Source organism: Mesorhizobium sp. M0991, from assembly GCF_040318915.1.
Lineage (GTDB): Bacteria > Pseudomonadota > Alphaproteobacteria > Rhizobiales > Rhizobiaceae > Mesorhizobium.
The window spans coordinates 67,269-93,693 of the sequence record NZ_JAMYNE010000008.1 but is presented as its reverse complement, the minus strand read 5'-3'; the positions used below and the strand labels follow the sequence as shown (position 1 = coordinate 93,693).

Genomic DNA, 26,425 nt, shown 5'->3' with positions numbered 1-26,425 from the left:
TCCGGGAACCCTGGGAGTCACGAGGCGCATTGCAAACGTCTGCGTATTAGTTGACTTGAATACTCAAGTATCATAGGCGCTTCGGCTGGTTTTCTGGTGGTCCGAAGCTTCTCATGCCCTCTATCGACCTTGTGCCCGAAATCGCCCGTGGCGAGAGTCGCACGGCGCTTCTGTTTGCCGACGGGCGAGCGCTCTCTTATGCGGAACTCAACAGCCGTACGCTGCGCTTCGCCACGCAGCTGGGACAAGGAGAAAAGCTGCTCGTTGCCATCTCGGCCGAAGCCTCGGAGCATGTGGTTGTCGCTTATCTCGGGGCCCTGCGGGCGGGCCACGCGGTGGCCATGATGCCGCCTTGCGACGAGAGGCTGTGGAATGATTTTCTAGCGGCCTTCCAGCCGGATTTCACTTTCCGGCCAGCCGATGGCCGCTGGCGTCTCATCAAAGAGACTCGTCCCAGGAGGGACGCGCAGCCGTTGCACCCCGATCTCGCGCTGCTGCTTATGACATCCGGTAGCTCGGGCGCTGCCAAGGCGGTACGGCTTTCCTACGGCAATCTCGAAGCCAATGCGCGCTCGATCGCAGCCTATCTCGAACTATCGTCCGCCGACCGGGCCGCTTTGGTCCTGCCACTCCATTATTCCTATGGGCTGTCGGTCCTCAATTCCCATCTGATTGCCGGCGGCAGCGTGCTCTTTCCTGGCGTGTCGGTCATGAACGGCGATTTCCTCGGGGTGATCGGCGACGCCGGCTGCACAAATTTTTCCGGCGTACCGTACTCCTACGAACTCCTGGAGAGGGCGCGCTTCCGCGCCGCCGAGCTCAAGGCGCTACGCATGATGACAGTGGCGGGCGGACAACTCAGATCCGACCTTGTCCGCCTCTACCGAGACCACATGCACGCCAAGAGCGGCCGCTTCTTCGTCATGTATGGCCAGACCGAGGCGACGGCGCGCATTGCTTTCGTCCCGCCGGAAAGCCTTTCCGACAGCGAGGAGCGGATCGGCATAGCCATCCCCGGAGGCAGCCTTGGCCTTGTCGATGCCGAAGGAAAGCCGATTAGCCAATCGGGCACTCCTGGGGAACTTGTCTATCGCGGCCCAAACGTGATGATGGGGTATGGCGATCGGCGCTGTGACCTCGCACGCGGCGCCGAGCTCGAGGCACTGAATACTGGCGATATTGCCATGCGGGACGAACAGGGTTTCTTCCGCATCGTCGGGCGCAAGAGCCGCTTCGCCAAGGTTGCAGGCCTCAGGATCGGCTTCGACATCATGGAGCAGGCGCTGGGGCGGGCGGGTATTGCTGCCGCGGTCCTCGGTGACGATGATGGGCTGCAGGCCTATGTGATCGACGTAGACACGACCGGAAGGGCGCAGTGCATCCTCGCCGAGGCCAGTCGTCTCCCGGCCAACCTGGTTTGCGTTGCTGCGCGCGAGAACTTTCCCAGGCTTGCTTCGGGCAAGATTGACTATGCATGCCTTGAGCAGGAGAGGCTGAAAAGGCGGACGGAGGTCCGCTCAGAGACGGGCAGCGTGCTTGGTGCTTATAGCCGCGTATTCTATCCACTGACCGTTGGCTGCAACGACAGTTTCGTCACGCTCGGCGGGGATTCCCTCCGCTTCCTGCAGTTGATCATGGAACTCGAACGCCTTGATGTTCACTTGCCGGACGGCTGGGAACACCTGAGCATCGCCGAACTTGGCAACCGCAGTGGGAGATGGCCCTTCAAGCGCAAAGAGGCACGCGGATTGCCGACCGAGTTGGTGCTAAGGGTGATGGCAATCCTGCTGGTGGTGGTACATCACGAGACGCTCTGGCCTATTCCCGGCGGCTCCGGCGTTATGATGCTGCTCGCCGGCTTCAGCCTGGCCCGCTTCCAGTCAACCCATTTCCTAACCGGTCGATTCCGACACGCGCTAAGGCCTGCGATCGACGTCCTGATCCCCTATTTCCTCATTGTCGCGGCCTATGCAGTCGCCTGGCAGGCGGTTCCTTGGGCCTCGATGACGCTTACAGGTAATTTCGGCTATGCCGAGCCGGAGCGCCACGAGATGATTCCCTATCTTTACTGGTTCATCGAGGCCTATGCGCAGACCCTTCTCGTCTTCTCCCTCATCTTCGCCGTGCCGGCCGCGCGCAGGTTGGCGCAGGTGCGACCCTTCGCCTTCTCGCTCGGCCTGCTGGGGCTTGCCGTCGCTGCGCGTTTTTCCATCCCCCCGTTCGTCGACATCGGCAACCGCCAGATCTTTACGATCTACTGGGTCTTCCACCTCGCCGTCTTCGGTTGGTGTGCCGGTTTTGCCGACAATCCGGCAAGAAGGCTCATTTTGACGGCGTTCGCCGCGGCAGTGCTGGGCTATCTCGCTCTCTGGGAGACAGTTTGGCTCGGCACAACGGTCAAGTATCTAACCATTTTCGCGGCGCTTCTGGCTGTTCTTTACGTGCCGCGTGTTCGCTTGCCGGGCGGGGTGGGCCGTGTGGTGACGCTGATTGCTGTCTCTGCCTTTCCTATCTATCTGTCGCACCGCTTCGTGCTGGCGCCCGTGGCAAGCACGCTACCCGCTCCGTTCTTTCATCTGCTGGCGATTACGGGCGGCATTGGCATCGGTATCGTCGCCGGCAAGGCCTGGGCAAGTCTTCGTAACCTGCTCAGCAGATCTGCGATGGGACGCCAGCCGGAATTGCACTCGGTCTAGCGGTCGCCGAGGAAGTCGAAGCCGGTTTCGAAGAAGTGATTGTAATCGCAGGTCATTTCCTCGCCGGGCGCAATGTCGCGCAAGGCATAGGTCTCCTCCGGCTGCGAGACGTCGCAATTCGGGTCGTCGGCATGGTTCATGTAGCGCGCATCGTCGGCCTCGAAGACGATGTAGTTCGGGTCGCGCCGGTCCGGGTAGGCGTAGCGGTCGAGATAGGTTTTCACCGGCCCGGTTTCCCGTTCGTAGGCCGCCACCTCGATGCGGCGGTCGTATTTCGGGTCGAGCTTCCAGACCAGCGTGCCGCGGAGAATATGGTTCTTGGCAAAGACGCCGATGCCCTGGATGGGCGATTTGTCGAGATAGACATCGACGAGCAACATAGCAGATCCCTGGGTGATTGAGTGTTGGCGGCGGCTTTGAACAGGCCGCGCACTGGGTAGCGCGCGGCCTTTGCAATTGCGAGCGGAAAATCAGGCGTCGGGCCGGGCTGCAGCGGCAAGCTCGGCCTTGCCTGTCACCTTGAGCGCGAAGGCGTAGGTGAAGGCGATTTCCTCCAGCCTGGAAAACCGGCCGGAGGCGCCGGCATGGCCCGAATCCATGTTGATCTTGAACAGCACCGGATTCTCACCTGTCTTGCGGTCGCGCAACCGTGCCACCCATTTGGCCGGCTCCCAGTAGGTGACGCGCGGGTCGGTCAGGCCAGCCAGCGCCAGGATCGGCGGATAGTCGAGTGCGGCGACATTGTCGTAGGGCGAATAGGCGGCGATGGTCCGGTAATCCTCCGCCGAGGCGATCGGATTGCCCCATTCCGGCCATTCCGGCGGCGTCAGCGGCAGGCTGGCGTCGAGCATGGTGGTGAGCACGTCGACGAAGGGAACCTCGGCGACGATGCCGCCGAAGCATTGCGGCGCCATGTTGGCGACCGCGCCCATCAGCATGCCGCCGGCCGAACCGCCTTGCGCGACGATGCGATCATGCGCGGTGTAGCGTTCAACGACGAGGTGCTGGGCGACCGCGATGAAATCGGTGAACGTGTTCATCTTGTTCGCCCGCTTGCCGTCGTCGTACCAGCCATAGCCCTTGTCCTTGCCGCCGCGAACATGGGCTATCGCGTAGACAAAGCCGCGGTCGACCAGCGAAAACAGATTGGTGTTGAACGCGGCCGGCACGGTGATGCCATACGAGCCGTAGCCGTAAAGCAGGCAAGGTGCCGACCCGTCGAGCGGTGTGTCGCGGTGGTGGAGGAGCGAGATCGGCACCAGTTCGCCGTCGGCGGCAGGCGCCATCAGCCGGCGCGTGACATAGTGCTCGGGGTCGTGGCCGGACGGCACTTCCTGGGTCTTGAGCAGCACCCGCTCGCGGGTGCGCATGTTGTAATCGAAGACCTGCGCCGGGGTCGTCATCGACGAATAGGAAAAGCGCATGATCTCGGTGTCGTATTCGTAGGAGCCGGACAGGCCGAGCGAGAAGGCTTCTTCGTCGAAGGAGATCAGGTGCTCCTCGCCGCTCTTGCGGTCGCGTACGACGATGCGTGGCAGGCCTTCCTTGCGCTCGAGCCGGACCATGTGGTCCTTGAAGCCGATCACCGAAAGGATCAGCCGGCCCGCTTCGTGCGGCACCAGTTCCTGCCAGTTGGCGCGCACCGGATCATGGGCCGGCGCCGTCATGATCTTGAAGTCCTTGGCGCCGTCGGCATTGGTGAGGATGAAGAAGATGTCGCCGCCTTCCTCGAGCTCGTACTGCAGGCCGGTCTGGCGCGCCGCAACCAGCTTCGGCTCTGCGAACGGGTCGTTGGCGTTCATGATGCGGTATTCCGACGTCTCATGGTCGTTGATGCCGATCATGATCCACTCGTTGGAGCGTGTGCCGCCGACATCCATGAAGAAGCCCGGATCGGTTTCCTCGTAGATCAGCCGGTCGTTTTCAGGACTGTCGCCAAGCGCATGGAACAGCACTTTGGAAGGACGGTGGTTGGGGTCGAGGCGGGTGTAGAAAAAGCCGTCATTGCCGGCATCCCACACACCGCCGCCGCCGGTGTCCGGGACCCTGTCCGCCAGATCGTTGCCGCCGGCGAGATCGCGGACGCGCAGCGTGTAGAATTCGGAACCCTTGTCGTCGAAGGCCCAGAGCAGCTTGCTGTGGTCGTCCGAATGATCGACGCCGCCCAGGCGGAAATAGGGCTTGCCCTCGGCCTCGGCATCGCCGTCGAGCAAGATCTGCTTGTCGCCGCCGTCGCGCGCCGTGCGGAAATAACGCGGCTGCTGGCCGCCAAGCTTGAAGGAGGAGCCGTAGGCGTAGGGCCCATCCGTCATCGGCACGGAAGAATCGTCTTCCTTGATGCGTCCCTTCATTTCCGCGAAAAGCTGCTTCTGCATTTGGACCGTATCGGCCATCAGCGCCGCCTGGTAAGCATTCTCGGCTTCGAGGTGGGCGCGGATTTGGCCGTCGAGCAGGGACGGATCCCTGAACATCTCTTGCCAATTGGTGGCCCTCAGCCAGGCATAATCGTCCGTCCGCGTCATGCCGTGATGCGTGTCGAAGATCGGCCGCTTCTCCGGCTGCGGTGGGGTGGCGGTCGGAAACACTGGGGTTTTGGTCATTACGTCTCGCTATGGAAGTTACTTGAATGGCGAATGAACACGCCGATCAGCGCGGGTTCAAGGGCTACGATCTATTGTCGTGGTGCCTTCAGAAGATGGGCGGAGGAGAGGACAATGAATATTTTTTCTCGGACTGCCGCAGCCCTCGCCGTCGCTGCGATGACCCTGGCCAATGCCGGTCAATCACATGCAACTGCCTTTGCGGCTTGGCAAGTGGCCAATGTGCCGTTCGGCGACACGCTCAACGTGCGCAAATATCCTTCAGGAACCTCGCAGAAGCAGGCCGCCTATCCCAACGGGACGGTGCTGCAGATGACCGGCAAATGCACCGGTGGGATAAACCTGCTCGATCTCGCCCACCATTCGTACTGGCAGCAGAAACAGAAGATCCGCCATCACTGGTGCCAAGTCTGGCACGATCCGGCACAGAACGGCCAGTTCGTCACCGGCTGGGTCTACGGGAAATACATCACCCCGTTTCAGTGACGCAGCACGCCGCTCCGGCCGAAGGCTCACGAGCAACAGTAACGCTTCTCAACCTATGATTTTACTGAATCCGCCGATTGGCCAGGCTGTAATGCTGCCGGCAGGATCAAGCATTGAGCTCTATTTACCTGCTGCCGTCTGTGTAATGGCTGCTTGCCGCGGCGTCAGTCGATGCTGGTCTGACCAGAAAAAACGGCAAAGTTACACTCTGCACGAAAGAGTGAAGCTGAATATGAAAGATTTGACTTGCATCGCTGAATAGACCGCAAGAAGCGAATTGACTTACTTGGCGCCCAGGCCCATTAAGATACCGCGACGCGAATCGCGGAGGCTTTTTCCTGCACAAGTTCGCGCGATGCCCAGCCTATCAGAACGGGCGCAAACAGAAACAATTCTCGTTGGGGCCTGAACGCCATGGATATTACCGAAACACCTTCCAGAAACAGTGACGCGCTGATCGAGCTCACCGCCGACGTGGTGGCCGCCTATGTCAGCAATAATCCCGTGCCGGTCGGCGAATTGCCGAACCTCATCGCCGATGTCCATGCCGCTCTCGGGCGCGTCGGCGGGGCCGCCGAGCAGCCGCCTGCTGACAAGCAGAAGCCGGCGGTAAATCCGAAGCGTTCGGTGCATGACGACTACATTATCTGTCTCGAAGACGGCAAGAAGTTCAAGTCGCTCAAGCGTCACTTGATGACCCACTATGATCTGACGCCGGACCAGTATCGCGAAAAGTGGAACCTGGACCCGAGCTATCCGATGGTTGCGCCCAATTATGCGGCCGCCCGTTCGCAGCTCGCCAAGAAGATGGGTCTCGGCCGCAAGCGCAAGGGACGCTGACAAGCGGCTCTTCCGGTTTGACACTCAAACGGCGCCCGCGGGCGCCGTTTTGTATTATGGGGTCAAGGTCGAACCCGCCACGCTGCCGGCAACTGCCGTCCGGTCAGGCGGTCTGCTTCAGCGCTGCCTCGGCGTCACGCTTGATGCGCTTGACCATCGAGCGAAGACCATTGGCGCGCTGCGGCGACAGGTGCTCGTCAAGTCCGAGCGCCTTTAGCGTTGCCTCTGCGTCAGTCCTCTGGATTTCGCTGGCCGGCCGTCTCGAAAACAGCGCCAGCATGATGGCGACCAGGCCGCGCACGATATGGGCGTCGGAATCCCCCTTGAAGGTGATAACGGGATCGCCGCCTTCGCCCTGTTCGGTGGTCAACCAGACCTGGCTGACGCAGCCGGGCACCTTGTTGGCCGGTATGCGTTGCTCGTCGGGAAACGGCGGCAGCGCTTCACCCAGTTCAATCACATAGCGATAGCGGTCTTCCCACTCGTCGAGCAGGGAAAAGTCGTCGCGGATGGTCTGGATCGTCGTCGTCATTCCCCGGATATAGTCATCCGGCGCTGCCACGTCACGGAAAAAGAGGAGAAACGCCGCAGGTGCCGGGCGCGGGGAGCTTTACGGTTTGGCGATGAATTCGGCCGAAACAGTCTCAGTTCTTTGCCGGCAAGTGCACTTTCAGCGGCAAATCGACTTTCGCCGGCAAGACGATTTCCTCGGGCACGCTGCCGGTGGTCGTCACCGTATCGGGTTCAGCGGCCTTGTCGTCCAGCATGGCGGCCGCGATCTTGGCGGTCTCCTTTGCCCGGGCGGTGATGGTGTGCATTGCCGATTTGCCGGTCTCGCAAACGTCCGGCTTGCGCTCGCAGATGCCGGCGATGTCGCCGACGGCTTCGCGCGCGGCAAACAGCGCCTGGAGCGGCCCGACGCTTTCGCGGCCCGCATCATCGGAGCCGACACCCAGCGGCAGCGCCAAAAGCACCAGCGAAAACCAGAAAGCAGCTCTTATCAGAAAGCCCATCTGTCTGTCCTTTATGACGGTCATGCATTCGAACCGCACGACCCTTGTACCGCGATATTGGCACAGACGCGCAAAGGACGGCTTGTCTCGAAAGCAACAGTTTTCCTCAAATTTTAGGCAGATTCGAAACGAAGCGTTTTGAAGTTCATTAGCCTCGAAAGGCTCAGATTTTATTCAGCAAATGATAACCATCCAACCGCTTGTTTTTCCTCGTTATTTTTTGCATTGGTGACAGTTTGATGCCATCGGCCGCAACGTCAGGCGCGGGCGGTCCGGATAACGCTCCGTTTACTATGGCGGCAATTGCCCCGGTTTTTCCCCGCCGGTATCCCGATATTTGCAGCCTGCCGGGGGACGATCGGCCCAGCCTTATCCATTCCTTAAACGCTGGATGCGAGTTTCGGATCGACAAAAGCCGCCTGCAAAGCAGGGCCGTTCACGACCGGGTGCGTTGAGTTGAGTGCGATCAAGGCCAGATACGCCGAGTTGCCAGGCGCGATAGCCGCCGGTTGCGAACGGATGGTTCATCCGTCCGTCCTCGGTCAGAGCGATCGTCGCCACCACAGCCGGTTCATTGGCGTCATGCTGGCGGCTCCTTTCTTCAGCGCGGGTGCAGCGGTGACGCTGGTCACGTCGGGCATGGGGGCGGCCGTTACTGTTGCTGCGATCTTTGCGGCGTTCGGCCTTTGCTGGTTCGCCGCCCTGCTGGTGGCTGCATCGGGCAAGATGACCCTGGCCGGCCAACTCGCCGTGGTCGTCGGCAGCGTTGCGCTCGGTGCCCTTATCGCTGCTGCCGGCGGTCTGGCATCGCCGGTTGCCGTGCTCGCGGTGGCGCTGCCGTTTGAAGCCTGGTGGATCGGCCAGTCGCGCCGGGCCGTGATCTGGGGTGCCATATCGGCCCTTGTCGCAGTCCTGCTGCAGCCTTTCGCCGGTTCCGTCTTGCCGCTCGGCCAGACCGAAATCGCCGTATGGCACTGGCTGGTACCACTGGCCTGGGCGCTGACGCTCATTCCGCGTATCGCTCCGCTTCGTGGCGCTGCCAACGCACAGCTCGATCCGGCCGGCAGCGACCGGCTCGAAGACCTGATCGATGCCGTCGTGCTGCGAATCGCGGCGCATGGCGAGGTTCTGGACGCCTCGGCCAAGGCACGCACTATGCTGAGGCTGCCGCCGGAGCTGCTTTTCGGCACCGGACTTTTCGATCGCGTCCATCTGTCTGATCGCGTCCCGTACCTCAGTGCGCTGGCCGATATGCGCGATGGCGCCCTGTCGCGCCGGCTCGACCTTCGCGTCCGGCTGCCGCAGAACAGCGGCGTGACAGCCGACAATTACCAGCCATTCTCGCTCGAGATGATGCGCGCGCCGGGGCAGGAGACTGTCTTCACGCTCGTTCTGCGCGAAAACGATGAAGTGGCCGGACTGCGCCAGGAGCTTGCCGCAGCCAATGAGGCGGCTGCCTCCGCCGAGGTGGCGAAAGGACGCTTCCTTGCCGTCGTCAGCCACGAGCTGCGCACCCCGCTCAATGCCATTATCGGTTTTTCCGACATGCTGCTGCACGAGATGTTCGGCAGCTTCAAGGATCCTCGCCAGAAGGAATATGTCGGCTTGGTCAGGGATTCGGGCCAGCACCTGCTTGCCGTCGTCACCTCGATACTCGACGTATCGCGGATCGAATCGGGCGCCTACGCGACCGAACCGGAACCGTTCCGCTTCCGCGAAGCAGTCGAGATGTGCCAGTCGATGATGCGCCTGCAAGCCGAGGCAAAGACCATCGATCTGCAGGCCCAGATTGCGCCGGACGCAGGCGAAATAAATGCCGACCGGCGCGCAGTGCAGCAGATCCTGATCAATCTCGTCTCCAACGCGATCAAGTTCACGCCCGAAGGCGGCAATGTCGTCATCGGCGCCAAGCGGATCGGCTCGCGGCTGCATTTCTGGGTCCGGGACACCGGCATCGGCATCGCCGAGGAAGATTTCGCCAATCTCGGCAAGCCGTTCATGCAGATCCAGAACGACTATACCCGCCGTTTCGAAGGCACAGGGCTCGGGCTTTCGCTGGTGAAGGGGCTGGTGGCGCTGCACGAGGGCACCATGTCGATCGAAAGCATGCCGGGCGAGGGCACCACGGTGACGATCAGCCTTCCCGTGAGCGGCCCGACGGGCCGCTCGACGGAGAAGACTGGCGTGGTGCCGATGTCGGCAGCCAAAGCCAGAGCGGACGGTGGCAAAGGGGAGAGCAATGGGTCGCTCCGCAAAACAGCCTAAGGCGGTCAAACGCCGCGGCAATGCCTTCGAGCACGGAGCGATGGCGCTGGGCAGCCTGATCTCGCGCAATCCTGTTGTGGTCGGCGGCTCCACCGCATTCCTGGTGACGCTGTTCTACGTCTCGGCGAACGCTCTTTGGTACCAGCCCTTTCCCCATGCCGGCGCGTTTTTCGTCACCAGGAGCATCGAGCGCTTTCCCCGGGCGGAGAGCGACGAGCCCGAAACAACCATCAATATCGTGCGTCCGGCCGCTGCGCCGATCAAGAGCGACCCGGTCGTCGAACAGGTCCAGGGCATCTTGAAGGATCTCGATTTCTATTCCGGCACCGTCGACGGCATTCCCGGACCGAATACGCGCAAGGCCATCCAGGCCTATCAGCAGAAGGTCGGATTGAATGCCTCCGGCGAGATCGACGGCGTCCTGCTGGATCAACTGGGCGCCACGCCAAAGACCGCGGCCGTGGTTCCGCGTCCGGTGCCGCGGCCGGTCGAAACGGCCGCTGCTCCGGCCGCCATTCCGGTATCCGCACCGGCAAATGCGGCAGCGCAAACGCCTGATCCCCGCATCGTCAAGATCCAGGCCGGACTGAAAGCGTTCGGCAATGACGACATGCAATTGGATGGCGTCGTAGGCGCGCGCACCAAGGCCGCGATCAAGGAATTCCAGGCGCTGTTCGGCCTGCCCGAGACCGGCGAGCCCGACGAGATCGTCTACGTCAAGATGCGCGAGATCGGCCTGACCAACTGAGGGTCTGACGGCCGCTTGGCGGTCGGCTCGGCAAAGACCGTTTACGGTCTTCCGGCCGATGCTGTAAGGACCGCCGCATGTCCAGGAATTTTTTATGCGCGTAACCACCGATCTGTGGGTGTCGGCGCTGTTGCGCCGGGTTTTCAGTGCCGGCGGCTTTGCCGCCGTGGTCAAGCGCGGCGCGACGGAAGCCGGCGCGGTTTTCGTGCTGGCGCGTGGCAGGCTGGGGGAGATGGCGCTGTTCGGGCCGGCGCCGCAGACGAGCTACGATTCGGCCAGGCCGGACGACCGCTTTTTCAGCCTGCTCGGCGAAGGCGACGATGCCGCCATCTTCGACGCGCGGCTGGAGCGCGAGAATAGATTCGATCCGGATATCTGGGTGGTCGAAATCGAGGCGGGCGCCATTCCCGTTGAGGAGCTTATCTCGGTCAAGACGTCGTAACGGCAAGCCTTCAGACGCGACGCGCCTTTGGGGTGGCGGTTATATCGGCGCTGTTCGGCTTGCGCAGGTCGGCATTTGCGGCGACGCGCCCAGGCTTGCGAACTATTTTCGACACGGTGTCGGCCTTCCAGCCGCGGAGCCTGTCCAACGCCGCGTCGCGGTGCAGCAGGCGGTAGCGGTCGAGGAAGATGCGGATCGCCTGCGGGTGCGGAAACTCGGTCGGATAGATGGCCGCCGTGATCAGGAACGCCTTGTCTTCACTAAGGTCGAGCGCGCGCAAGGCGGCCAGCAGCGGCGTGTAGTTGTGACTCGCAGTGAGCGTTCGCGCCGTTGAGAAATCGACTTCGAGCGCATCGGCGAGCGCTGTCTGGAAGAACGCCGCATTGCCGGTCAGCGCGGTCTCGCGCAGCTTGACGTAGGTTTGCGGCTCGACGAACGAACCGATGGCGGTGCCGCTCTCGGCGCGCATCATGGATCGCAGCCGGCGGCGTACAGTTTCGGCGGCGGCATCGGAAGCCTCCTGCCTGCTGGCATCGGCCGCAACCACTTCGGCATTTTCAGACGCGGCGTTGGCAGTCGCCTCGGGCTGTTGCGACCGTACCAGCGTCGGCCTTTCGAGCACTTTGATGAGATCCGCGATCGTTTGATTGAGATCCTTGCGGCGGGCAATGGCACGGGCATGCGGCAGGCCGTGACGCCCGATCAGCGCGATCAGGTCGACGTCGCTGAGGGCGCGCGAGCGGATGAGCAGCGGAGCGGCGATGTCGACCCGCTCCTGGCAAAGCCGCCGCACCAGCGCGGCGGGTGCATATTCGCATTCGGAAAGGGCTGCCGCGACGTAGCGGCGCGATTCAACCGAGACATTGTCGAAAAGCGGCAGCGTCAGGTCTTCGAGCTGCGCGATCTCCCGGCGCGAAGGGCGGGTGAGCGAACAGAATGCCGACACGGCGGCGCGGAACAGCCTTTCGGCCTTTCCCGATTCAGCTCCTGCTGCGATTTGCCTGAAATCCGAAGCTGACACGAAGGATACGCCCGACACTCGACACGATCTGGAGGGCGCTCTGCCGGGCTGTACCGGTTTCGCGTTTCCCAAGAACAAAGATCAATTTAGCGGCGATCCGTTAGCGCTCCGTTAACCTACTGCCTTCTTAATCGACTGTGGAGGCGTTGCGTTGTGCTCCGGGGCAACCGAGAGGAATACGCGAACCATGGGCATGGTACTGTCTTTCGTGCCGCGAACGGCGGCAACCAATCGAGCACAACAAACCGCGCCGGCGGCAGTGATCATCTTTCCCGGGGTGCGCTACGAGCAGCGGCCGCTGACGGGCGAAACGCGGCCGGCCGGCCCCGACAAGCCGGGACCTTCGGGGACATTGCCGGTACCGCATCACTGAGCATCGGAACCGGCTTAAAAATCCTGCAGCTCGCAGGAACTCTGTTCGAGAAACCGCGAGACGATCGGCTTCCAGCTGTCGTCGGGCACGAACGAACGGATGACGAACACGCCTTCCTCTATCGGCGCCTCGACGAAGATGGCCCCTTGCAGTTCCTCGGGAAGATCCTTGCGGACCTCGATCATCTGGGCCGGCGTCAGCACAACGGTGTCGAGCACGCCTGCGGTCGCGCTGTGGTCGTTGAACGAGTAGATGTTGTGGCCGCCGCGGTCATAGACCGATATTGACCAGAACGGCACCTTTCCCGGCGCCTTGACCCGCACCATCCCCTCGGCAAGGTCGAAGCGGCAAGCCGCCGCATAAAACAGCGGATCGACCGATTTCACCACCGGCGCGCCGCCGGCTTCCGCGTCGAGCCTGGTCATCTTGTAGAGATCCGAAGCCATGGCCAATCGCGACCAGGCGTCGCGTTCGGAAAACTCGGGGACGAGCAGCAGCACGATGATGTGCACGATGCCGGCGCCGAGCAGGCCGAGCAGCACGGCATGCAGCAGGCTACGCATTGCAGCCGACCTTTTGGATCTGCGGCAGCGTGACGTCCGAGAGACCGGTGCTGCTGGCGATCGGCGTGTCGTAGAACGTAAGCACCAAGTACATCTTGCCGGCGCCGCTGGTCAGCAGCCAGTTGCCGGGCGCAGGGCGGCTGCCGACGGAAATGACCACCGAATTGTCGGCCTGGCGCAGCACTTGATAGGACTGCAGCGCAGCCGGCCTCGGCTTGCCGGTCTCGACCACGCCAAGCGACTGGTCGGCGGCATAAAGCGTCCAGAACCGGGCGGTGGGAAAGCCGCCCGCAATCTTGTAGGCACATTGCCGCTTGAGCTGTTCGCCGCCGGAATCGCGCTCGGCTATGAAGGACAGTCCTTCCGCCTGTCCGAGCGCCAGCACGCCTTCGCGAGCCACGCGGGCCTTCGAATAGGGATCCGCCGTCGGCGTGCCGATATCGGGGAAGGCGGTCCATTGGCCGATCCTGATCGCGCCGACGCCGTCCTGCAGCTTCAGTGCATACCAGACGCTGCCGCCACCGCCGACGACGGCGATGGCAAGCGAAAGCAGTGTCAGGAAGGCGTTCTTGAGCATGAGGAGGCAGGGAACCGAAGGCCGGGGACTGAAAGATTGCCGCCCGGGGATATCTCGGCGCAGGGCCTTGTGGCAAGCGGCCCCGCGGAATTGGCCGTCACAGCGCCGACAGGGTCTCCGGTGCAGCGGGCGCATCGAGCACGGGTGCCGCCTGGAACAGCTTGGTCAATTCCTTCAGGGTCTGGGTGGTCCGGCTGGACAGCACCGGCGGACGCTCGGCGGCGGCATCGGCTGCTGCCTGATCGGCGTTCTTCTTTTCCGCTTCCTCGGCCTTGGCGGCAATTTCGGCATCAAAGAAGGGGTGATCGAGGCCGGGGATCGGTCTGAGGTCGATATTCTGGTGCGCATAGAGCATCAGGCGCTGCCACACCATGGCCGGCAGCGTGCCGCCGGTCATCTTGTTGGTCGCGGTGAAGTCGTCATTGCCGAGCCAGACGGCGGCCGTGTAGTTGCCGGTAAAGCCGACAAACCAGGCATCGCGGTAGGACTGGGTCGTGCCGGTCTTGCCGGCGACGACGATGTTTGGAAGGGCTGCGCGCCGGGCAGTGCCGATCACCGGCACCGCCGCCAGCATGGTGTTCATGTATTTGAGCGCCTGCTCCGACAGCACCCGGTGCGGCGGCGGCGCATCCTTGGCGAAGTCGTAGACCACCTCGCCGGTACGGGTGAAGAGTTGGCTGACGCCGTGCCGGGTTCCGGCAAAGCCGTTCTGGGCGAACACGCTGTAGCCCGTCGCCTGGTCCATTACGGTCATGCCCGACGTGCCGAGCACCATGGTCTTGTGCGATTCCAGCGGCGACTCGACGCCCATCGCCTCGGCCATCGCCTTGATCGGCTTGATGCCGAGATAATCCTTGGCCAGCCGCACCGGCACCGTGTTGATCGATTTGGCCATCGCCGTGATCAGCGTCACCTTGCCGGCCGACCCGCCATTGTAATTGTGGGGCGACCAGCTGCCCCAGGAGATCGGTCCGCCGGAAACCACCGAATCCGGCGTGAAGCCATGCTCCATCGCCGTCGCATAGACATAGGGCTTGAACGAGGAGCCGGTCTGGCGAAGTGCCTTGGTGGCGCGGTTGAACTGGCTGGCGCCGTAGTCGCGGCCGCCGACGATCGCCCTGACCGCGCCATTGGTCTCGATGACGACGATGGCGCCCTCGGTGACGTTGTATTCCTTGCCGAACTGGCGGAGGTGGAACTCCATCGATTCTTCGGCCGCCTTCTGGATGTTGGCGTCGAAGGTGGTGTGGGCGACGAGCGAGTGCGGGCCGCCTTTGGCGGCGATCTTCTTGACCTCGTCGAAGGCCCAGTCGAGGTAATAGTCGGGGCTCTTCTGCTCGCCGCGGTCGACGATTTCGGCCGGGTGCAATCTTGCCTGCAGCACCTGGCCTTCGGTCATGAAGCCGGAATCGACCAGGTTGGACAGCACCACATTGGCCCGCGCCCGGGCGGCGGGCAGGTTTATGTGCGGCGCATATTTGGTCGGCGCCTTGAACAGGCCGGCCAGCATCGCCGCCTCGGCGAGGTTCAGGTCCTTGACGCTCTTGCCGAAATAGAAATCGGCTGCCGCCTCGATGCCGAAGGTGCCGCCGCCCATATAGGCGCGGTCGAGGTAAAGCTGCAGGATTTCCTTCTTCGACAGATTGGCTTCGAGCCACAGCGACAGGAAGGCTTCCTTGATCTTGCGCTCGAACGTCCGTTCATTGGTCAGGAACAGGTTCTTGGCCAGCTGCTGGGTGATGCTCGAGCCACCCTGGACGACGGAATTGGCCCGCACATTCTCGAATATGGCGCGCGACAGGCCGAGCACATCGATGCCGTAATGGTCGAAGAAACGGCGGTCCTCGGTGGCCAGCACCGCCTTGATGACATGGTCGGGCATCTCGTCGACCGGCACCGAATCGCGCTGGATGATGCCGCGTTGGCCGATCTCGTTGCCGTAGCGGTCGAGGAAGGTGACGGCGAAGTCGCCTTGCGTGCGCCAGTCGCCGGCGGTTATCTGGAAGGCCGGCAAGGCCAGCGCCAAAAGCACGACGATGCCGCCGGCACCGAGCGTAAAGCCTTCACTCAACAGTTCGATCAGGCCGCGGCGCCAGCCGCCGACGCGGAAACGCCGCGAGAAGATGGTCGCCGTCTCCCAGAACTGGCGTGCCCTGAAGCCGATTTCGTAGACCGAGGAATCGATCCACGCATCCACCGCCAGCAGCCTTGCGGCGATCGGACCTCTTCTCTTGCGTGGTTGCAAAGGACTGGCCATTCCAGGATCCGGCTGCGGCGATGCCGCCAACTGAGAAACCGCATGCCGGCAATTTCACGGCGGCGCGCCGCTATGACTATTCGTCCATTTTGGCGCTGCCTACAAGGGCGATGAAGATAAGGGCGATGAAGATACAGCGGGAGGTTTGTCGAGGGGAAGACGGCTCCCGCGAGGCGTCAGCGAAGGATGCTGACCGCCCTGCGCGAGTAGGTGGTGTCGTTAATCTGGGCGAGCATGAAGGCCGCTACGTCGGCCCGCGCCAGTGTCGGCAGCAGCGACGCCGCCCGGATGCCATTGCCATGGCGGAATTCACCCGTTGCCGCTCCATTGCTCAGCTTGGGCGGCCGCACGATGGTCCAGTCGAGACTGGATTGAACGATCAGGCTTTCCTTCATCTCATGGTCCTTCACCTCATTGCGCAGCACCAATGGCACGATGATGTTGCCGAACAGGGGGCCTTGTTGCCACCGGCCGTCGCGAACCCCCAGGAATGAAAGATAGATCAGCCGTTCTGGGCCGGCCTGCTGCATGGCCGCGACGATGAAGCCGATGCCCGCAACCACGGCCGGGTCGCGTCTCAGCGGCACGCCGCCCCCGAGGCAGCTGAAGACCGCATCATGTCCGACAACGGTGCGTTCGACCGCCTGTCGATCGGCGACATTTCCGACAATCACCCTCAGATTTTCGTGGCTGATGGCAAGCTTGCCGGGCGTGCGGACGAAGGCGGTCACCGCATGGTCCTTTGCCAACGCCGCTGAGACGAGCTCACGACCTGTCGCGCCGGAAGCACCAAAGATCAGCAGCTTCATTGTCCGCTCCCTGCAAACCGTTAGCCTGGCTTGCGCCCGGCGACGAAGGCGACCGGCGCTCCGGTTGGACCGGACAGCAGCCGGCTATCGGCATAGCCGCTCTGATCGACCAGCTCCTGGGCTGCGCCTTTTTCGAAGACCGTGCCGCCCCACATTGTGGTGCGGAAGCGGGCGAGGGCGTCCCCCAGTGCGTCGGGTCCGGGATTGATCATTGCCAGCAGCAGCCAGCCGCCGGGCCGCAATGCGGCGTGGCTGCGCCTGACGATGAGCCTGACATCCGGCTCGGGGATGAAGGCGCTTGGCACGAAGACCAGATCGAACGCGTTCATGTCCGCGATATCCTGCCCGAGGCCGGTGCGCAGTTCGATGCGATGTTCGAGCGCGGCCGCCCGGACGTTGGCGGCGGCCTGTGCGATGGCTTCGGGCAGGGGATCGATGCCAACCGCCTTCAGGCCGGGCCATTGCCGAAGCATCGACACCGACAATGCGCCGACGCCGACGCCGATATCCAGGAACGCTGCGCCCGGTGCAGCGAGCCTCTCCGGCAAATCGGCAAGTTGTGGCGCGATCATCCGCTTCAGCAGCGCCGGGAAGCCAGACGAAACATCGCCGAAGGCCTGCCGCAAACCGGCTTCCAGGCCCTCCGCGCTTTCGGAGGAGCCCGACAGCAGCTTGCCACCTGAAAGCAGGTCGACCCGGATGCTGGCCAGCACCGGCGCAAGTTCGATGACGCCAGCACTTGCCACGACATCGGCGGCGCCGAGTTCGGCGAGCACGGCTTCTGTGCGCCGGGCGGCACTGCCATCGAGTGGCGTGCCGGAAATACGCGCCTCCATCGCCAAACCGAGCGCCACCAGCGCATTGGCCGACGTCGCGAGCCGCGCCACCATCGTTCGCAAACCTTCGATGTCCATCGATCGCTTCCCTGAATTGGATCTGGCCTATTCTCGCGCGGACGACATATTCGGGGACATTTGCAATTTCCGGACATCTTTGTGCAAAACTGCACAGGTGCGCGGCTGGGAATTGATCTAGAATGGGTTCGTGATCAGAACCGGCGAACCGGACTGGAATGATTTGCGCTATTTTCTCGCTGCCGCCCGCGCGGGAACGTTGTCGGGAGCGGCGCGCGCACTCGGCGTGCGTCACACGACGATCAGCCGGCGCCTCGCTGCTCTTGAAGGAGCGCTCGGGGTTTCGCTTGTCGTGCGAACGCGGCAGGGCATCGAGATCACGCCGCTTGGCCGGACATTGCTGCCGCTCGGCGATGATCTTGAACGTATCATGGAAGCACTGACGACCCTCGTGCGTTCGGGCAAGAATAGCGTTCGGCTTGCACTGCCGTCCGGGTTCAGCCCTCTTTTTGCAGAGCGTATAGCTGCATTCCACAAGGGCCATCCGGATATCAATCTTGAACTGACGAGCGGCAGCAGGCCTGTGGACCTGCAGCACGGCGAGGCCGATCTCGCGGTCAGGATCGGCACCGTGGCCGACGACGATTTGATTGCGCAGAAGCTTTGCGTTGCGGGCTGGTCAATTTATGCGTCCCAGCGCTATCTCGATCGCCATCCAATGCCCATCGATCCTCGCAATCTGGCTGGACACGAGATCATTGGATTTCACGCAAGCCTCGCCGGCGTACCCGGCGCCAAGTGGATAGAGGCGCACGGCGCCGGCGCGACAATAGTCTTTCGTGTCGCCGAAATGACCGAAATGCTGGCAGCGGCTCTGAGTGGCGCCGGTCTGGCGGTAATGCCCTGCATGTTGGCCGAAGCCGAACCGCGGATGGTGCGCCTTGCCCCCGACATTCTCGGCAACCATCCGGTGTCGCTCGTCTATCGCCGCGAAATCGGGGCGGAGGCGCCGGTGCGCGCCGTCATCCGCTTCGTTGCTACGGTCATCAAGGACCATGCCGTGCTGATCAGCGGCGAGACGCGGTAGGGGTCTGGTTCCGCGCTTGCGCGAGGTGCCGAGGATTGGCAGTCGTCACATGGGACGCTTGTCCGCGATCTTTTTCGGGTCGCGGCCTATCGTGCCGGCGTCGGCTTTCCTGTGCTTGTCGGCAAGCCTGCGAATGCGATCGAAGCGGCTTTCCTCGGCCACTTTGGTCTTCGCCGCCGCATTTGGCTTCGGGACGAATGCGATCATGGATCGATCTCCTTGCCGATGGTGCGCGCCGGGGAAGATACCCCGGCGGCTGTCTTTCAGGCTTGTTTCCGGCAGCGGCTGGTCAATAGCCCATGGCGCCGGTCGAAGCAGCGGCTTCCTTGGCCGAAACGTCGGTGATCATGGCTTCAGCAGTGATCAGGAGCGCGGCAATGGAGCCCGCGTCCTGCAGCGCCGTCCGCACCACCTTAGCGGGGTCGACGATGCCGGCCTTGATCATGTCGACATAGACCTCGTTCTGGGCATCGAAGCCCTGATTGTGGTCCTTGCTGCCGGCGAGCTTGCCGACGACGATCGAACCTTCGACGCCGGAATTCTCGGCAATCTGCCGGATCGGCGCTTCGAGCGCCCTCGACACGATCGAAATGCCCGCCGTCACATCGGCATTGGCTCCGGTCAGCCCGTTCAGCACAGCCTTGGCGCGCAGCAACGCGACGCCGCCGCCGGGAACGATGCCTTCTTCCACGGCGGCGCGCGTGGCATTCAGCGCATCGTCGATGCGGTCCTTCTTTTCCTTGACCTCGGATTCGGTGGCGCCGCCGACGCGAATGACGGCAACGCCGCCCGCCAGCTTGGCGAGACGTTCCTGCAGCTTCTCCTTGTCATAGTCGGAAGTGGTTTCCTCGATTTGCCCCTTGATCTGCTGGACGCGCGCCTGAATGGTGGTCTTCTCGCCGGCGCCGTCGATGATCGTGGTGGTGTCCTTCTCGATCAGCACGCGCTTGGCGCGGCCGAGCATGTCTATGGTGATGTTCTCCAGCTTGATGCCGAGATCCTCGGAAATCATCTGTCCGGCGGTGAGCACGGCGATGTCTTCCAGCATCGCCTTGCGGCGGTCACCGAAGCCAGGAGCCTTGACGGCCGCGACCTTGAGGCCGCCGCGCAGCTTGTTGACGACCAGCGTCGCCAGCGCTTCGCCCTCGACGTCCTCGGAGATGATCAACAGCGGCCTTCCGCTTTGCACCACGGCTTCGAGGATGGGCAGCAGCGCCTGCAGATTGCCGAGCTTCTTTTCGTGGATGAGCACGTAGGGGTCTTCCAGCTCGGCGCGCATTTTTTCGGCATTGGTGACGAAATAGGGCGAGAGATAGCCTCGGTCGAACTGCATGCCTTCGACGACGTCGAGTTCGGTTTCGGCGGTCTTGGCTTCCTCAACGGTGATGACGCCGTCATTGCCGACCTTGTCCATCGCCTTGGCGATCATGGCACCGACGCTGGTGTCGCCATTGGCGGCAATGGTGCCGACCTGCGCGATCTCGCCTGAGGACTTGACCTTCTTGGCGCGGGCCTGGATTTCCTTGACGACGGCGCTGACGGCAAGGTCGATGCCGCGCTTGAGGTCCATCGGGTTCATGCCGGCGGCGACGAATTTGGCGCCCTCGCGCAGGATGGAAGCGGCAAGCACTGTGGCGGTGGTGGTGCCGTCGCCGGCGAGGTCGTTGGTCTTCGAGGCCACTTCGCGCACCATCTGTGCGCCCATGTTCTCGAACTTGTCGGAAAGTTCGATTTCCTTGGCCACCGTCACCCCGTCCTTGGTGATGCGCGGCGCGCCATAGGCCTTGTCGATGATGACGTTGCGGCCTTTGGGGCCGAGTGTCACCTTGACGGCGTTGTTGAGGATTTCGACACCGCGCAGCATGCGGTCACGCGCGTCGGTGGAGAATTTGATTTCCTTGGCAGACATGATTTTTTTCCAGTTCGGTTGGTCGTGGCAAGACGCTTGCAGCGCGCCTGAATCAAAGCTTGGAGCATCCTTTGCGCGCCCGGCAGGGCGCGCGGCATTCCAATCAGGCGGCCTTCTTGGCAGCCACGGTCTTGTCGATGCCCATCTCGCTCTTGTCGATGATGCCCATGATGTCGGCCTCCTTCATGATCAGAAGGTCCTCGCCGTCTATCTTGACCTCGGTGCCGGACCATTTGCCGAACAGGATGAGGTCGCCGGCCTTGACGTCGAGCGCCATCAGCACGCCGCTTTCGTCCCGCGCGCCCGGCCCGACGGCGATCACTTCGCCTTCCTGCGGTTTCTCCTTGGCATTGTCGGGGATGATGATGCCGCCCTTGGATTTGGTGTCGCTTTCGGCGCGCCGAATGACGACGCGATCGTGGAGTGGCCGGAATTTCATGGGGACTCTTTCTGGGGCCGGCTTAGGCGGCCGCCCCTCTCTATAGGCGCTCTGGCACTCGATTGATAGGAGTGCCAAAAAATATTCATACGGCATGTCAAATATTGAATGTATTATTTTGCTAGGCCATCCCCCGGTGTTCGGGGCCTTGCCGAATATTAATGAAATTGAATTTCTGTCCTTGAACACCTATTTTACGGTGAAGCTCACATTCACGACTTTCGCTGCAAGGGAGATTTTACCGATGGCCGAAGGCAATCAGAACATCATGGAAAAAGCTCAGGCTCGCTTCATGGAAAATCAAAAGAAAACAGCGGAGCGGAACAAAGCAACTGCCGAATATCTCTCGGAGGCGAAGGCCAGGATGATCAAGACGGCGAAGCTGAGGGAATTGCGACTGGCCAAGGAAGAGGCGGATCGCGCGGCGGCAGCTCTGAATCCGGTCGCCCCAAAGAAGAAGCGGGCGGCGCGGACAGTCAAGCAGGCCGTATCCGCATCGACGGAGGCCAAATCATGAGCCTGACATTTCCCAATCCCAGCCGCAGCTACGACGAGGCAAGCAAACGCATCCGCTTCGTCGGCCATGACGGCATGTTCCAGATTTCGTTCTCTGTCGCAACCGATGCCATCTCCAAAGTGCAGCCGGGAACGGCGGCCTCGGAAGCTACCTATCTGGCGGCCTTCGACACGGCTTCCAGCTCAATCCACGATGTCGCCAGGAATGCCTATGCCCGCACCCGCAGGAGCATATATGTGCTGACTGCGGCCGATTTTCGCTAGATCCGTAGCGATCCGTTCACAAGACGCTTTCTTGGGGCTTCCGGTCCGCCTTCGCCCGCCGCGATGTCACGACTGTTCAGCCGATCGACCATCGCGCCCGCATCGCGCGTGTTCATGCCGACCATGGGTTGCTGCTTGAGCTCGACCCGCTGGCCGGTGAAGACGTCGAAGACGGTCCAGCTGTGAGGACGTTCCATACGCAGCGCGTAGCGGTTTGCCATCTTGGCGTCCTTTAGTTTCCGCCCGATCGATGAATGTCGCTCGGTCAGGCTTGGGCGACGAAGAATACTGCCGCCAGGACAAGCACCGTCCACAAAACGACGGACAGCTTCAGGGCCAGGCTACCGTGCGCCGAGAGCAGCTCCCGAGTGCGGTTGACCAAATTCTTGATGGTCATCGACATGGTCGGCGCCGCGATCGCGACCGGCCGCGCCCTGGCTCCAAGCTTTCCGAAAACAGGCAGCAGCGATGGCTCGCGCACGAAAACGACCTCGAATGTTTGGAAACCAGACATCTTCATAGCATCGTTCTTCGAACTCCCTGCATGCCAAATGAATTCGCCAGTTGGCATTGCCCTCAAGGGCGTTCGTGACGCGAAACGTCGCGGGTTGCAGGAGCAGGGCTTATTTCCGAGATCATGAAGGTTCATAATCCGCATGAGACGCGCTGATTCGCGCTTTGCCGGGATGCCGTCATGCAACGCAGCTACGCAGCCGGGAGGTCGACGCGACGGGCGAGGGGCAAGACAATGACCGCGCCGGCCGTCGAATTGCAGAGGGCCATATTCGAGGCAGTGAACGGCGATCCCGACCTGTCGGCGGCACTGGGCGATGCAAGATTGTTCGACCATGCGCCGGAAAATGTTGCGTTCCCCCACATGACCTTCGGTCGCACCAGCGTCTACGACTGGGCGACGGGGATGGAGAACGACGCCGAACAGTTGCTGACGTTGCATGTCTGGTCGAAATCCGAGGCCAGCAACGAAACCAACGACATCATGGACCTGGTCAGCACCCGCCTACGAGATGCGGCGCTCTCGCTTGGCGAGCATCGCCGCGTCCATCTCAAGCTCGAATTCGCCGAAGCCCGCTACGACGAGGACCTTTCGGCCCATCACGGGCTGCTGCGCTTCCGCGCCGAGATCAAGGACGAGGGCTGACCACCGGGCACTTTCCGCAAAATCGGGCAATTTTGTTCTTGCTTTGTGCCGGCAGCTATGCTACTAATTTGGATATGGTGCTGATTGGCCCCAGCGACCCGCCCCGAGGCGGGTTTTTTGTTTTCAGGTTCGGTTCGCCTGAACTGCCATCGGTTGCCTTGGGCCGGATGCTTCGTCCTCCCAAATGATCCTGCCCGCCAGATGATGCCGGTTGTCGGCGAAGGATTGGAGGGCTAGGTTAAACATTGGCGATTTCGCGGGCCGGGCGGCGAAATGGCAATCCGGTAATCTCGCGCTTCAGGGGTGTGGCGGGCATGCATTCAAGCGTTCACCGTTCATATCACGTTCAGCACCGGCGCGTTAGAACGCTGGCCATGAAAACCCTTCGCTCCCACTTCCGGACCGCGGCACTGGCGCTCTCAGTCGCCGGTCTGCTTGCGTCGCAAGCGATGGCGATCCCCGCTGTCGCGCCCGAGCAGCCCCAGCCGGTCGTCCTCGCCGCGTCCGACTGCTACGCGATCGGCCAGCAGGTGGCAGAGCAGAATGGCGGCACCTTGGCCAAGGCCTCGCAGTCGACACGCGGCGGCCAGCCGGTCTGCGTCATCGTCGTGCTCGTTCCGGGCAAGGACGGGCAGCGTCCCCGTCGCTCGGAGATCGTCGTTCCGCTGAACTGAACCGTGCCGTTTCCCAGTCTGCCGGAATCGGCCTATATCTGAACAGCTTCAACAGGCCTTCCGCATGCGCGTACTCGTCGTCGAAGATGACAAGGATCTCAACCGGCAGATCGGCGACGCGCTGGTCGATGCCGGCTATGTCGTCGACCGCGCTTTCGACGGCGAGGAAGGGCACTTTCTCGGCGACACCGAGCCCTACGATGCCGTAGTGCTCGACATCGGCCTGCCGCAGATGGACGGCATCAGCGTGGTCGAGCGCTGGCGGCGCGGCGGCCGCAAGATGCCGGTACTGATCCTGACGGCACGCGACCGCTGGAGCGACAAGGTTGCCGGCATCGACGCCGGCGCCGACGACTACGTCACCAAACCTTTCCACATCGAGGAAATCCTGGCCAGAGTACGGGCCTTGATCCGGCGTGCCGCCGGGCATGCCTCGTCCGAGCTGACCTGCGGGCCGCTGCGTCTCGACACCAAGGCCTCCAAGGCCGACGTCGACGGCGTGCCGCTGAAGCTGACCTCGCACGAATTCCGCTTGCTTGCCTACCTCATGCACCATATGGGCGAGGTGGTGTCCCGGACCGAACTGGTCGAGCATCTCTACGACCAGGATTTCGACCGCGATTCCAACACGATCGAGGTCTTTGTCGGACGGCTTCGCAAGAAGATGGGCATCGACATGATCGAAACCGTTCGCGGCATGGGCTACCGCATGCGTAAGCCGGAGGCGTAACGCGGAACCGCTGCCTACAAAACCCGCCGTCTCGAACACGCCGTCGCTGCGGTCATGGCCGCGTTCGGTGGCGTTTCGCGTCATCGCCTTTTCCACGGTCTGGGCGATCCTCACTCTGGTCGTCATCTTCACCTTGATCACCACGCTCTATCGCCAGGCCAGCGAGCGCGGTTTCGACAGCCTGCTTTCGGCGCATCTGTTCAACCTGATCGGCTCGGTCGGCGTTTCCGAAAGCGGCCAGTTGACGGGCGCCCCCGACCTTGGCGATTTGCGGTTCTCGGAGCCGAATTCCGGCTGGTACTGGTCGGTCGAGCCTGCCTCGGAAGGCGTGCACGGCGATCTCCATTCGTCGTCGATGACCAAGGTGATCCCGTCGCCAAGCGTTGCCGAGGTGCCCTTCAATGCCAGCTTCCAGCGTAGCTATTCAGCGGACGGCATCGAAGGCGAACAACTCGAGGTGTTCGAGAGCGAGTTCGTCCTCGATGCGAAAAACCGCGCCGCGCGCTTCCGCGTCATGGGCAACCAGACCGAGCTCGAGCAGGAAATCGCCACCTTCCAGCGGCGCCTTTTGACCTATCTGTCGCTGTTCGGCGTCGGCATGATCGCCATCAATGCGATTGCCATCCTGCTCGGCCTGCAGCCATTGCGCCGGGTCAGGAATGCGCTTGCCATGGTGCGCGAAGGAACCGCGCAACGCCTCGACGGCCGTTTCCCGGCCGAGATCGAACCGCTCGCCAACGAGACCAATGCGCTGATCGAGAACAACAGGCGTATCGTCGAGCGGTCGCGCACGCAGGTCGGCAACCTGGCGCACTCGCTGAAGACGCCGCTTGCCGTGCTGCTCAACGAGGGGCGGGCGCTGGGTGGCGCCAAAGGCCAGCTGATCGCCGAGCAGGCCGCTTCCATGCAGAAGCAGGTGGATCACTATCTGCAACGTGCCCGCGTCGCTGCGCAGCGCGACAGCGTCGTCTACCGTACGCCGGTGACACCGCTGGTCCAGCGCATGGTGCGGGTGCTGCAGAAGCTCAACCCGCAGACGACGCTTTCGCTCTCACTGCCGGCCACCGACATCGTTTTTGCCGGCGAACGCGAGGATCTGGAGGAGCTGCTCGGCAATCTGCTCGACAATGCGATGAAATGGGCAAGGAGCGCGGTCGCCGTTTCCGTCAAGCCCGTTGCCGGCGAGGAAGGTGCGGCCAGTCTGTTCGAGATTAGCATCGAGGATGACGGCCCCGGCATTCCCGACGACAAGGCGCGCGAGGTATTGCAGCGCGGACGGCGTCTCGACGAGACAAAACCGGGCAGCGGGCTCGGACTTGCCATTGTCGCCGACCTTATCAACGAGTATGGAGGCGTTCTGGCGCTGGAACGATCCGTCATGGGTGGATTGAAGGCGATGGTTCGGTTGCGGAGCCTTCAGTAATGCTTCTCCAGGTGGCCGGCTGCGGCCAAATTTCCGACAAACATCGACATTATGGCCGCGTCAGCCTGCTGACAGCGCGGCGGTCCAGCTCAAGAAAGCCGGTATTGGCATGAAGATTCGCGTCGCGCTCGTTTCCGCCCTGCTCGCCGTTTCCGGCTGTACGACGCTCGGCAAGGGCCAGGCCGTTACGGTGACGCCGGCCGCCACGCCTCCCAGCGGCGCCAAGGTGGCGACGACGATCATCTCCGCCATGGGCGGCGGCCTCGTCGGCGGCTCTATCGGCGCCGGCCTGAGCGAGACCGAGAAGCGCAGCGCGCTCGAGGCGGAATACAAGGCGCTTGAATACACGGCGAGCGGCCAGAAAGTGGCTTGGAAGAGCGACAGTTCGGCCCATCGCGGCGAAGTGGTCGCCGCCCAGCCCTATCGCGTCGGCTCACAGGACTGCCGGCAATACACCCATACGGTGTTTACCGGCACCGCCGGCGCCACCGCGCGCGGGACGGCCTGCCGCAATGCCGACGGCAGCTGGACGCCGCTGACGTAGCTGGCCCGGCCGTCGATCCGCCGATTCCGGTCCGGCACTAAAGCGCGTCGCGTTCGACCGGCCTCATGCGACGCGCTTTAGGTTCTTGTTTTGATGCATGGTCGTTATCGCAAAACCGCTGCACACTTTTGCGCGA

Annotated in this window: 30 protein-coding genes; 15 read left to right on the top strand and 15 right to left on the bottom strand. The window is 62.6% G+C overall.

The features are described from left to right. Positions 1–113: 113 nt before the first annotated feature. On the top strand, positions 114–2,696 hold the full coding sequence (locus tag NKH70_RS14395) for an AMP-binding protein (protein ID WP_352914506.1): 2,583 nt from the start codon (positions 114–116) through the stop codon (positions 2,694–2,696). On the opposite strand, the gene NKH70_RS14390 is transcribed toward NKH70_RS14395, so the two are convergent. Together NKH70_RS14390 and NKH70_RS14385 are read right to left on the bottom strand one after the other, a co-directional pair. Continuing rightward, positions 2,693–3,076, bottom strand: coding sequence for an SET domain-containing protein (locus NKH70_RS14390; protein ID WP_352914508.1), 384 nt, complete (start codon positions 3,074–3,076; stop codon positions 2,693–2,695). The two genes, NKH70_RS14395 and NKH70_RS14390, sit on opposite strands and share 4 nt — an antisense overlap. Before the next feature lie 90 nt (positions 3,077–3,166). Beyond that, on the bottom strand, positions 3,167–5,296 hold the full coding sequence (locus tag NKH70_RS14385) for a S9 family peptidase (protein ID WP_352914510.1): 2,130 nt from the start codon (positions 5,294–5,296) through the stop codon (positions 3,167–3,169). 114 nt (positions 5,297–5,410) lie between these two features. Between NKH70_RS14385 and NKH70_RS14380 the strand changes: the two genes are divergently transcribed. Then, entirely contained in the window at positions 5,411–5,782 is a 372-nt protein-coding gene (locus tag NKH70_RS14380; protein WP_352914513.1) for an SH3 domain-containing protein, read from the top strand. A 414-nt stretch (positions 5,783–6,196) separates the two neighbouring features. Further along, on the top strand, positions 6,197–6,622 hold the full coding sequence (locus NKH70_RS14375) for a Ros/MucR family transcriptional regulator (RefSeq protein ID WP_023677844.1): 426 nt from the start codon (positions 6,197–6,199) through the stop codon (positions 6,620–6,622). A gap of 103 nt (positions 6,623–6,725) precedes the next feature. Here the strand turns inward: NKH70_RS14375 and NKH70_RS14370 are convergent, their stop codons facing one another. Together NKH70_RS14370 and NKH70_RS14365 are read right to left on the bottom strand one after the other, a co-directional pair. Next, on the bottom strand, positions 6,726–7,154 hold the full coding sequence (locus NKH70_RS14370; protein ID WP_352468926.1) for a SufE family protein: 429 nt from the start codon (positions 7,152–7,154) through the stop codon (positions 6,726–6,728). Positions 7,155–7,266: 112 nt separating this feature from the next. Continuing rightward, positions 7,267–7,635: a DUF5330 domain-containing protein gene (locus NKH70_RS14365; protein ID WP_352914651.1), complete on the bottom strand. Its 369-nt coding sequence runs from the start codon at positions 7,633–7,635 to the stop codon at positions 7,267–7,269. Between the two features lie 519 nt (positions 7,636–8,154). On the opposite strand from NKH70_RS14365, the gene NKH70_RS14360 reads away from it, so the two are divergent. The 3 genes from NKH70_RS14360 to NKH70_RS14350 all read left to right on the top strand — a co-directional run bounded on the left by NKH70_RS14360 (position 8,155) and on the right by NKH70_RS14350 (position 11,090). Next, on the top strand, positions 8,155–9,900 hold the full coding sequence (locus NKH70_RS14360) for an ATP-binding protein (RefSeq protein ID WP_352914653.1): 1,746 nt from the start codon (positions 8,155–8,157) through the stop codon (positions 9,898–9,900). Further along, positions 9,875–10,648, top strand: a complete 774-nt coding sequence (locus NKH70_RS14355; RefSeq protein WP_352717386.1) for a peptidoglycan-binding domain-containing protein — start codon at positions 9,875–9,877, stop codon at positions 10,646–10,648. The genes NKH70_RS14360 and NKH70_RS14355 overlap by 26 nt, the downstream gene beginning before the upstream one ends. A gap of 94 nt (positions 10,649–10,742) precedes the next feature. After that, positions 10,743–11,090 carry a DUF1491 family protein gene (locus NKH70_RS14350; RefSeq protein WP_352914516.1) on the top strand — a complete coding sequence of 116 codons (348 nt, stop codon included), beginning with the start codon at positions 10,743–10,745 and terminating at the stop codon, positions 11,088–11,090. Between the two features lie 10 nt (positions 11,091–11,100). On the opposite strand, the gene NKH70_RS14345 is transcribed toward NKH70_RS14350, so the two are convergent. Next, a complete protein-coding gene (locus NKH70_RS14345; RefSeq protein ID WP_352914519.1) occupies positions 11,101–12,111 on the bottom strand; it encodes a DUF2336 domain-containing protein in 1,011 nt (336 codons plus the stop codon). A 187-nt stretch (positions 12,112–12,298) separates the two neighbouring features. Between NKH70_RS14345 and NKH70_RS14340 the strand changes: the two genes are divergently transcribed. Continuing rightward, the gene (locus NKH70_RS14340) at positions 12,299–12,484 is read left to right on the top strand and encodes a hypothetical protein (protein WP_292658434.1); all 186 of its coding nucleotides are present in this window, start codon (positions 12,299–12,301) and stop codon (positions 12,482–12,484) included. A gap of 14 nt (positions 12,485–12,498) precedes the next feature. On the opposite strand, the gene NKH70_RS14335 is transcribed toward NKH70_RS14340, so the two are convergent. The 5 genes from NKH70_RS14335 to NKH70_RS14315 all read right to left on the bottom strand — a co-directional run bounded on the left by NKH70_RS14335 (position 12,499) and on the right by NKH70_RS14315 (position 17,604). Beyond that, positions 12,499–13,047: a DUF1254 domain-containing protein gene (locus NKH70_RS14335; RefSeq protein ID WP_292658433.1), complete on the bottom strand. Its 549-nt coding sequence runs from the start codon at positions 13,045–13,047 to the stop codon at positions 12,499–12,501. Next, a complete protein-coding gene (locus tag NKH70_RS14330; protein WP_352449049.1) occupies positions 13,040–13,624 on the bottom strand; it encodes a DUF1214 domain-containing protein in 585 nt (194 codons plus the stop codon). The genes NKH70_RS14335 and NKH70_RS14330 overlap by 8 nt, the downstream gene beginning before the upstream one ends. Before the next feature lie 97 nt (positions 13,625–13,721). After that, a complete protein-coding gene (locus NKH70_RS14325) occupies positions 13,722–15,881 on the bottom strand; it encodes a transglycosylase domain-containing protein (protein ID WP_352914523.1) in 2,160 nt (719 codons plus the stop codon). Positions 15,882–16,057: 176 nt separating this feature from the next. Continuing rightward, on the bottom strand, positions 16,058–16,690 hold the full coding sequence (locus NKH70_RS14320) for an NAD(P)-dependent oxidoreductase (RefSeq protein ID WP_352914526.1): 633 nt from the start codon (positions 16,688–16,690) through the stop codon (positions 16,058–16,060). Positions 16,691–16,710: 20 nt separating this feature from the next. Next, positions 16,711–17,604: a class I SAM-dependent methyltransferase gene (locus NKH70_RS14315; protein WP_352914529.1), complete on the bottom strand. Its 894-nt coding sequence runs from the start codon at positions 17,602–17,604 to the stop codon at positions 16,711–16,713. A 130-nt stretch (positions 17,605–17,734) separates the two neighbouring features. Between NKH70_RS14315 and NKH70_RS14310 the strand changes: the two genes are divergently transcribed. Continuing rightward, a complete protein-coding gene (locus NKH70_RS14310) occupies positions 17,735–18,631 on the top strand; it encodes a LysR family transcriptional regulator (RefSeq protein WP_352914532.1) in 897 nt (298 codons plus the stop codon). Between the two features lie 45 nt (positions 18,632–18,676). On the opposite strand, the gene NKH70_RS14305 is transcribed toward NKH70_RS14310, so the two are convergent. The 3 genes from NKH70_RS14305 to NKH70_RS14295 all read right to left on the bottom strand — a co-directional run bounded on the left by NKH70_RS14305 (position 18,677) and on the right by NKH70_RS14295 (position 20,979). Beyond that, a complete protein-coding gene (locus NKH70_RS14305) occupies positions 18,677–18,838 on the bottom strand; it encodes a hypothetical protein (protein ID WP_352525670.1) in 162 nt (53 codons plus the stop codon). Positions 18,839–18,920: 82 nt separating this feature from the next. Continuing rightward, complete coding sequence (groL, locus tag NKH70_RS14300; RefSeq protein WP_352914535.1) at positions 18,921–20,540, bottom strand: chaperonin GroEL; 1,620 nt, start codon at positions 20,538–20,540, stop codon at positions 18,921–18,923. Between the two features lie 103 nt (positions 20,541–20,643). Beyond that, positions 20,644–20,979, bottom strand: coding sequence for a co-chaperone GroES (locus NKH70_RS14295; protein WP_352914538.1), 336 nt, complete (start codon positions 20,977–20,979; stop codon positions 20,644–20,646). A 244-nt stretch (positions 20,980–21,223) separates the two neighbouring features. On the opposite strand from NKH70_RS14295, the gene NKH70_RS14290 reads away from it, so the two are divergent. Together NKH70_RS14290 and NKH70_RS14285 are read left to right on the top strand one after the other, a co-directional pair. After that, complete coding sequence (locus tag NKH70_RS14290) at positions 21,224–21,496, top strand: hypothetical protein (protein ID WP_352468936.1); 273 nt, start codon at positions 21,224–21,226, stop codon at positions 21,494–21,496. Continuing rightward, the gene (locus NKH70_RS14285) at positions 21,493–21,759 is read left to right on the top strand and encodes a DUF1488 family protein (RefSeq protein WP_023718394.1); all 267 of its coding nucleotides are present in this window, start codon (positions 21,493–21,495) and stop codon (positions 21,757–21,759) included. Before NKH70_RS14290 ends, NKH70_RS14285 begins: the two co-directional genes overlap by 4 nt. Here NKH70_RS14285 and NKH70_RS14280 read toward each other — a convergent pair. Continuing rightward, a complete protein-coding gene (locus NKH70_RS14280; protein WP_352914540.1) occupies positions 21,756–21,980 on the bottom strand; it encodes a hypothetical protein in 225 nt (74 codons plus the stop codon). The genes NKH70_RS14285 and NKH70_RS14280 overlap by 4 nt on opposite strands. 44 nt (positions 21,981–22,024) lie before the next feature. Further along, the gene (locus NKH70_RS14275) at positions 22,025–22,273 is read right to left on the bottom strand and encodes a hypothetical protein (RefSeq protein WP_352914543.1); all 249 of its coding nucleotides are present in this window, start codon (positions 22,271–22,273) and stop codon (positions 22,025–22,027) included. A gap of 234 nt (positions 22,274–22,507) precedes the next feature. On the opposite strand from NKH70_RS14275, the gene NKH70_RS14270 reads away from it, so the two are divergent. The 5 genes from NKH70_RS14270 to NKH70_RS14250 all read left to right on the top strand — a co-directional run bounded on the left by NKH70_RS14270 (position 22,508) and on the right by NKH70_RS14250 (position 26,289). After that, entirely contained in the window at positions 22,508–22,918 is a 411-nt protein-coding gene (locus tag NKH70_RS14270) for a DUF3168 domain-containing protein (RefSeq protein WP_352914546.1), read from the top strand. Between the two features lie 374 nt (positions 22,919–23,292). Then, entirely contained in the window at positions 23,293–23,592 is a 300-nt protein-coding gene (locus tag NKH70_RS14265) for a hypothetical protein (protein WP_352914549.1), read from the top strand. Positions 23,593–23,656: 64 nt separating this feature from the next. Then, positions 23,657–24,322: a response regulator transcription factor gene (locus NKH70_RS14260; protein ID WP_023718390.1), complete on the top strand. Its 666-nt coding sequence runs from the start codon at positions 23,657–23,659 to the stop codon at positions 24,320–24,322. 10 nt (positions 24,323–24,332) lie between these two features. Beyond that, positions 24,333–25,745, top strand: a complete 1,413-nt coding sequence (locus tag NKH70_RS14255) for an ATP-binding protein (protein WP_352914655.1) — start codon at positions 24,333–24,335, stop codon at positions 25,743–25,745. Between the two features lie 109 nt (positions 25,746–25,854). Beyond that, positions 25,855–26,289: an RT0821/Lpp0805 family surface protein gene (locus NKH70_RS14250; protein WP_352914552.1), complete on the top strand. Its 435-nt coding sequence runs from the start codon at positions 25,855–25,857 to the stop codon at positions 26,287–26,289. Positions 26,290–26,425 lie beyond the last annotated feature (136 nt).

Excerpts from the sequence above, each read along its gene's own strand:
- NKH70_RS14395 (WP_352914506.1), top strand. The coding sequence starts at position 114 with ATGCCCTCTATCGACCTTGTGCCCGAAATCGCCCGTGGCGAGAGTCGC.
- NKH70_RS14390 (WP_352914508.1), bottom strand. The coding sequence starts at position 3,076 with ATGTTGCTCGTCGATGTCTATCTCGACAAATCGCCCATCCAGGGCATC.
- NKH70_RS14385 (WP_352914510.1), bottom strand. The coding sequence starts at position 5,296 with ATGACCAAAACCCCAGTGTTTCCGACCGCCACCCCACCGCAGCCGGAG.
- NKH70_RS14380 (WP_352914513.1), top strand. The coding sequence starts at position 5,411 with ATGAATATTTTTTCTCGGACTGCCGCAGCCCTCGCCGTCGCTGCGATG.
- NKH70_RS14375 (WP_023677844.1), top strand. The coding sequence starts at position 6,197 with ATGGATATTACCGAAACACCTTCCAGAAACAGTGACGCGCTGATCGAG.
- NKH70_RS14370 (WP_352468926.1), bottom strand. The coding sequence starts at position 7,154 with ATGACGACGACGATCCAGACCATCCGCGACGACTTTTCCCTGCTCGAC.
- NKH70_RS14365 (WP_352914651.1), bottom strand. The coding sequence starts at position 7,635 with ATGGGCTTTCTGATAAGAGCTGCTTTCTGGTTTTCGCTGGTGCTTTTG.
- NKH70_RS14360 (WP_352914653.1), top strand. The coding sequence starts at position 8,155 with ATGGTTCATCCGTCCGTCCTCGGTCAGAGCGATCGTCGCCACCACAGC.
- NKH70_RS14355 (WP_352717386.1), top strand. The coding sequence starts at position 9,875 with ATGGGTCGCTCCGCAAAACAGCCTAAGGCGGTCAAACGCCGCGGCAAT.
- NKH70_RS14350 (WP_352914516.1), top strand. The coding sequence starts at position 10,743 with ATGCGCGTAACCACCGATCTGTGGGTGTCGGCGCTGTTGCGCCGGGTT.
- NKH70_RS14340 (WP_292658434.1), top strand. The coding sequence starts at position 12,299 with ATGGGCATGGTACTGTCTTTCGTGCCGCGAACGGCGGCAACCAATCGA.
- NKH70_RS14335 (WP_292658433.1), bottom strand. The coding sequence starts at position 13,047 with ATGCGTAGCCTGCTGCATGCCGTGCTGCTCGGCCTGCTCGGCGCCGGC.
- NKH70_RS14330 (WP_352449049.1), bottom strand. The coding sequence starts at position 13,624 with ATGCTCAAGAACGCCTTCCTGACACTGCTTTCGCTTGCCATCGCCGTC.
- NKH70_RS14325 (WP_352914523.1), bottom strand. The coding sequence starts at position 15,881 with ATGGCCAGTCCTTTGCAACCACGCAAGAGAAGAGGTCCGATCGCCGCA.
- NKH70_RS14320 (WP_352914526.1), bottom strand. The coding sequence starts at position 16,690 with ATGAAGCTGCTGATCTTTGGTGCTTCCGGCGCGACAGGTCGTGAGCTC.
- NKH70_RS14315 (WP_352914529.1), bottom strand. The coding sequence starts at position 17,604 with ATGGACATCGAAGGTTTGCGAACGATGGTGGCGCGGCTCGCGACGTCG.
- NKH70_RS14305 (WP_352525670.1), bottom strand. The coding sequence starts at position 18,838 with ATGATCGCATTCGTCCCGAAGCCAAATGCGGCGGCGAAGACCAAAGTG.
- groL (WP_352914535.1), bottom strand. The coding sequence starts at position 20,540 with ATGTCTGCCAAGGAAATCAAATTCTCCACCGACGCGCGTGACCGCATG.
- NKH70_RS14295 (WP_352914538.1), bottom strand. The coding sequence starts at position 20,979 with ATGAAATTCCGGCCACTCCACGATCGCGTCGTCATTCGGCGCGCCGAA.
- NKH70_RS14290 (WP_352468936.1), top strand. The coding sequence starts at position 21,224 with ATGGCCGAAGGCAATCAGAACATCATGGAAAAAGCTCAGGCTCGCTTC.
- NKH70_RS14285 (WP_023718394.1), top strand. The coding sequence starts at position 21,493 with ATGAGCCTGACATTTCCCAATCCCAGCCGCAGCTACGACGAGGCAAGC.
- NKH70_RS14280 (WP_352914540.1), bottom strand. The coding sequence starts at position 21,980 with ATGGCAAACCGCTACGCGCTGCGTATGGAACGTCCTCACAGCTGGACC.
- NKH70_RS14275 (WP_352914543.1), bottom strand. The coding sequence starts at position 22,273 with ATGTCTGGTTTCCAAACATTCGAGGTCGTTTTCGTGCGCGAGCCATCG.
- NKH70_RS14270 (WP_352914546.1), top strand. The coding sequence starts at position 22,508 with ATGACCGCGCCGGCCGTCGAATTGCAGAGGGCCATATTCGAGGCAGTG.
- NKH70_RS14265 (WP_352914549.1), top strand. The coding sequence starts at position 23,293 with ATGAAAACCCTTCGCTCCCACTTCCGGACCGCGGCACTGGCGCTCTCA.
- NKH70_RS14260 (WP_023718390.1), top strand. The coding sequence starts at position 23,657 with ATGCGCGTACTCGTCGTCGAAGATGACAAGGATCTCAACCGGCAGATC.
- NKH70_RS14250 (WP_352914552.1), top strand. The coding sequence starts at position 25,855 with ATGAAGATTCGCGTCGCGCTCGTTTCCGCCCTGCTCGCCGTTTCCGGC.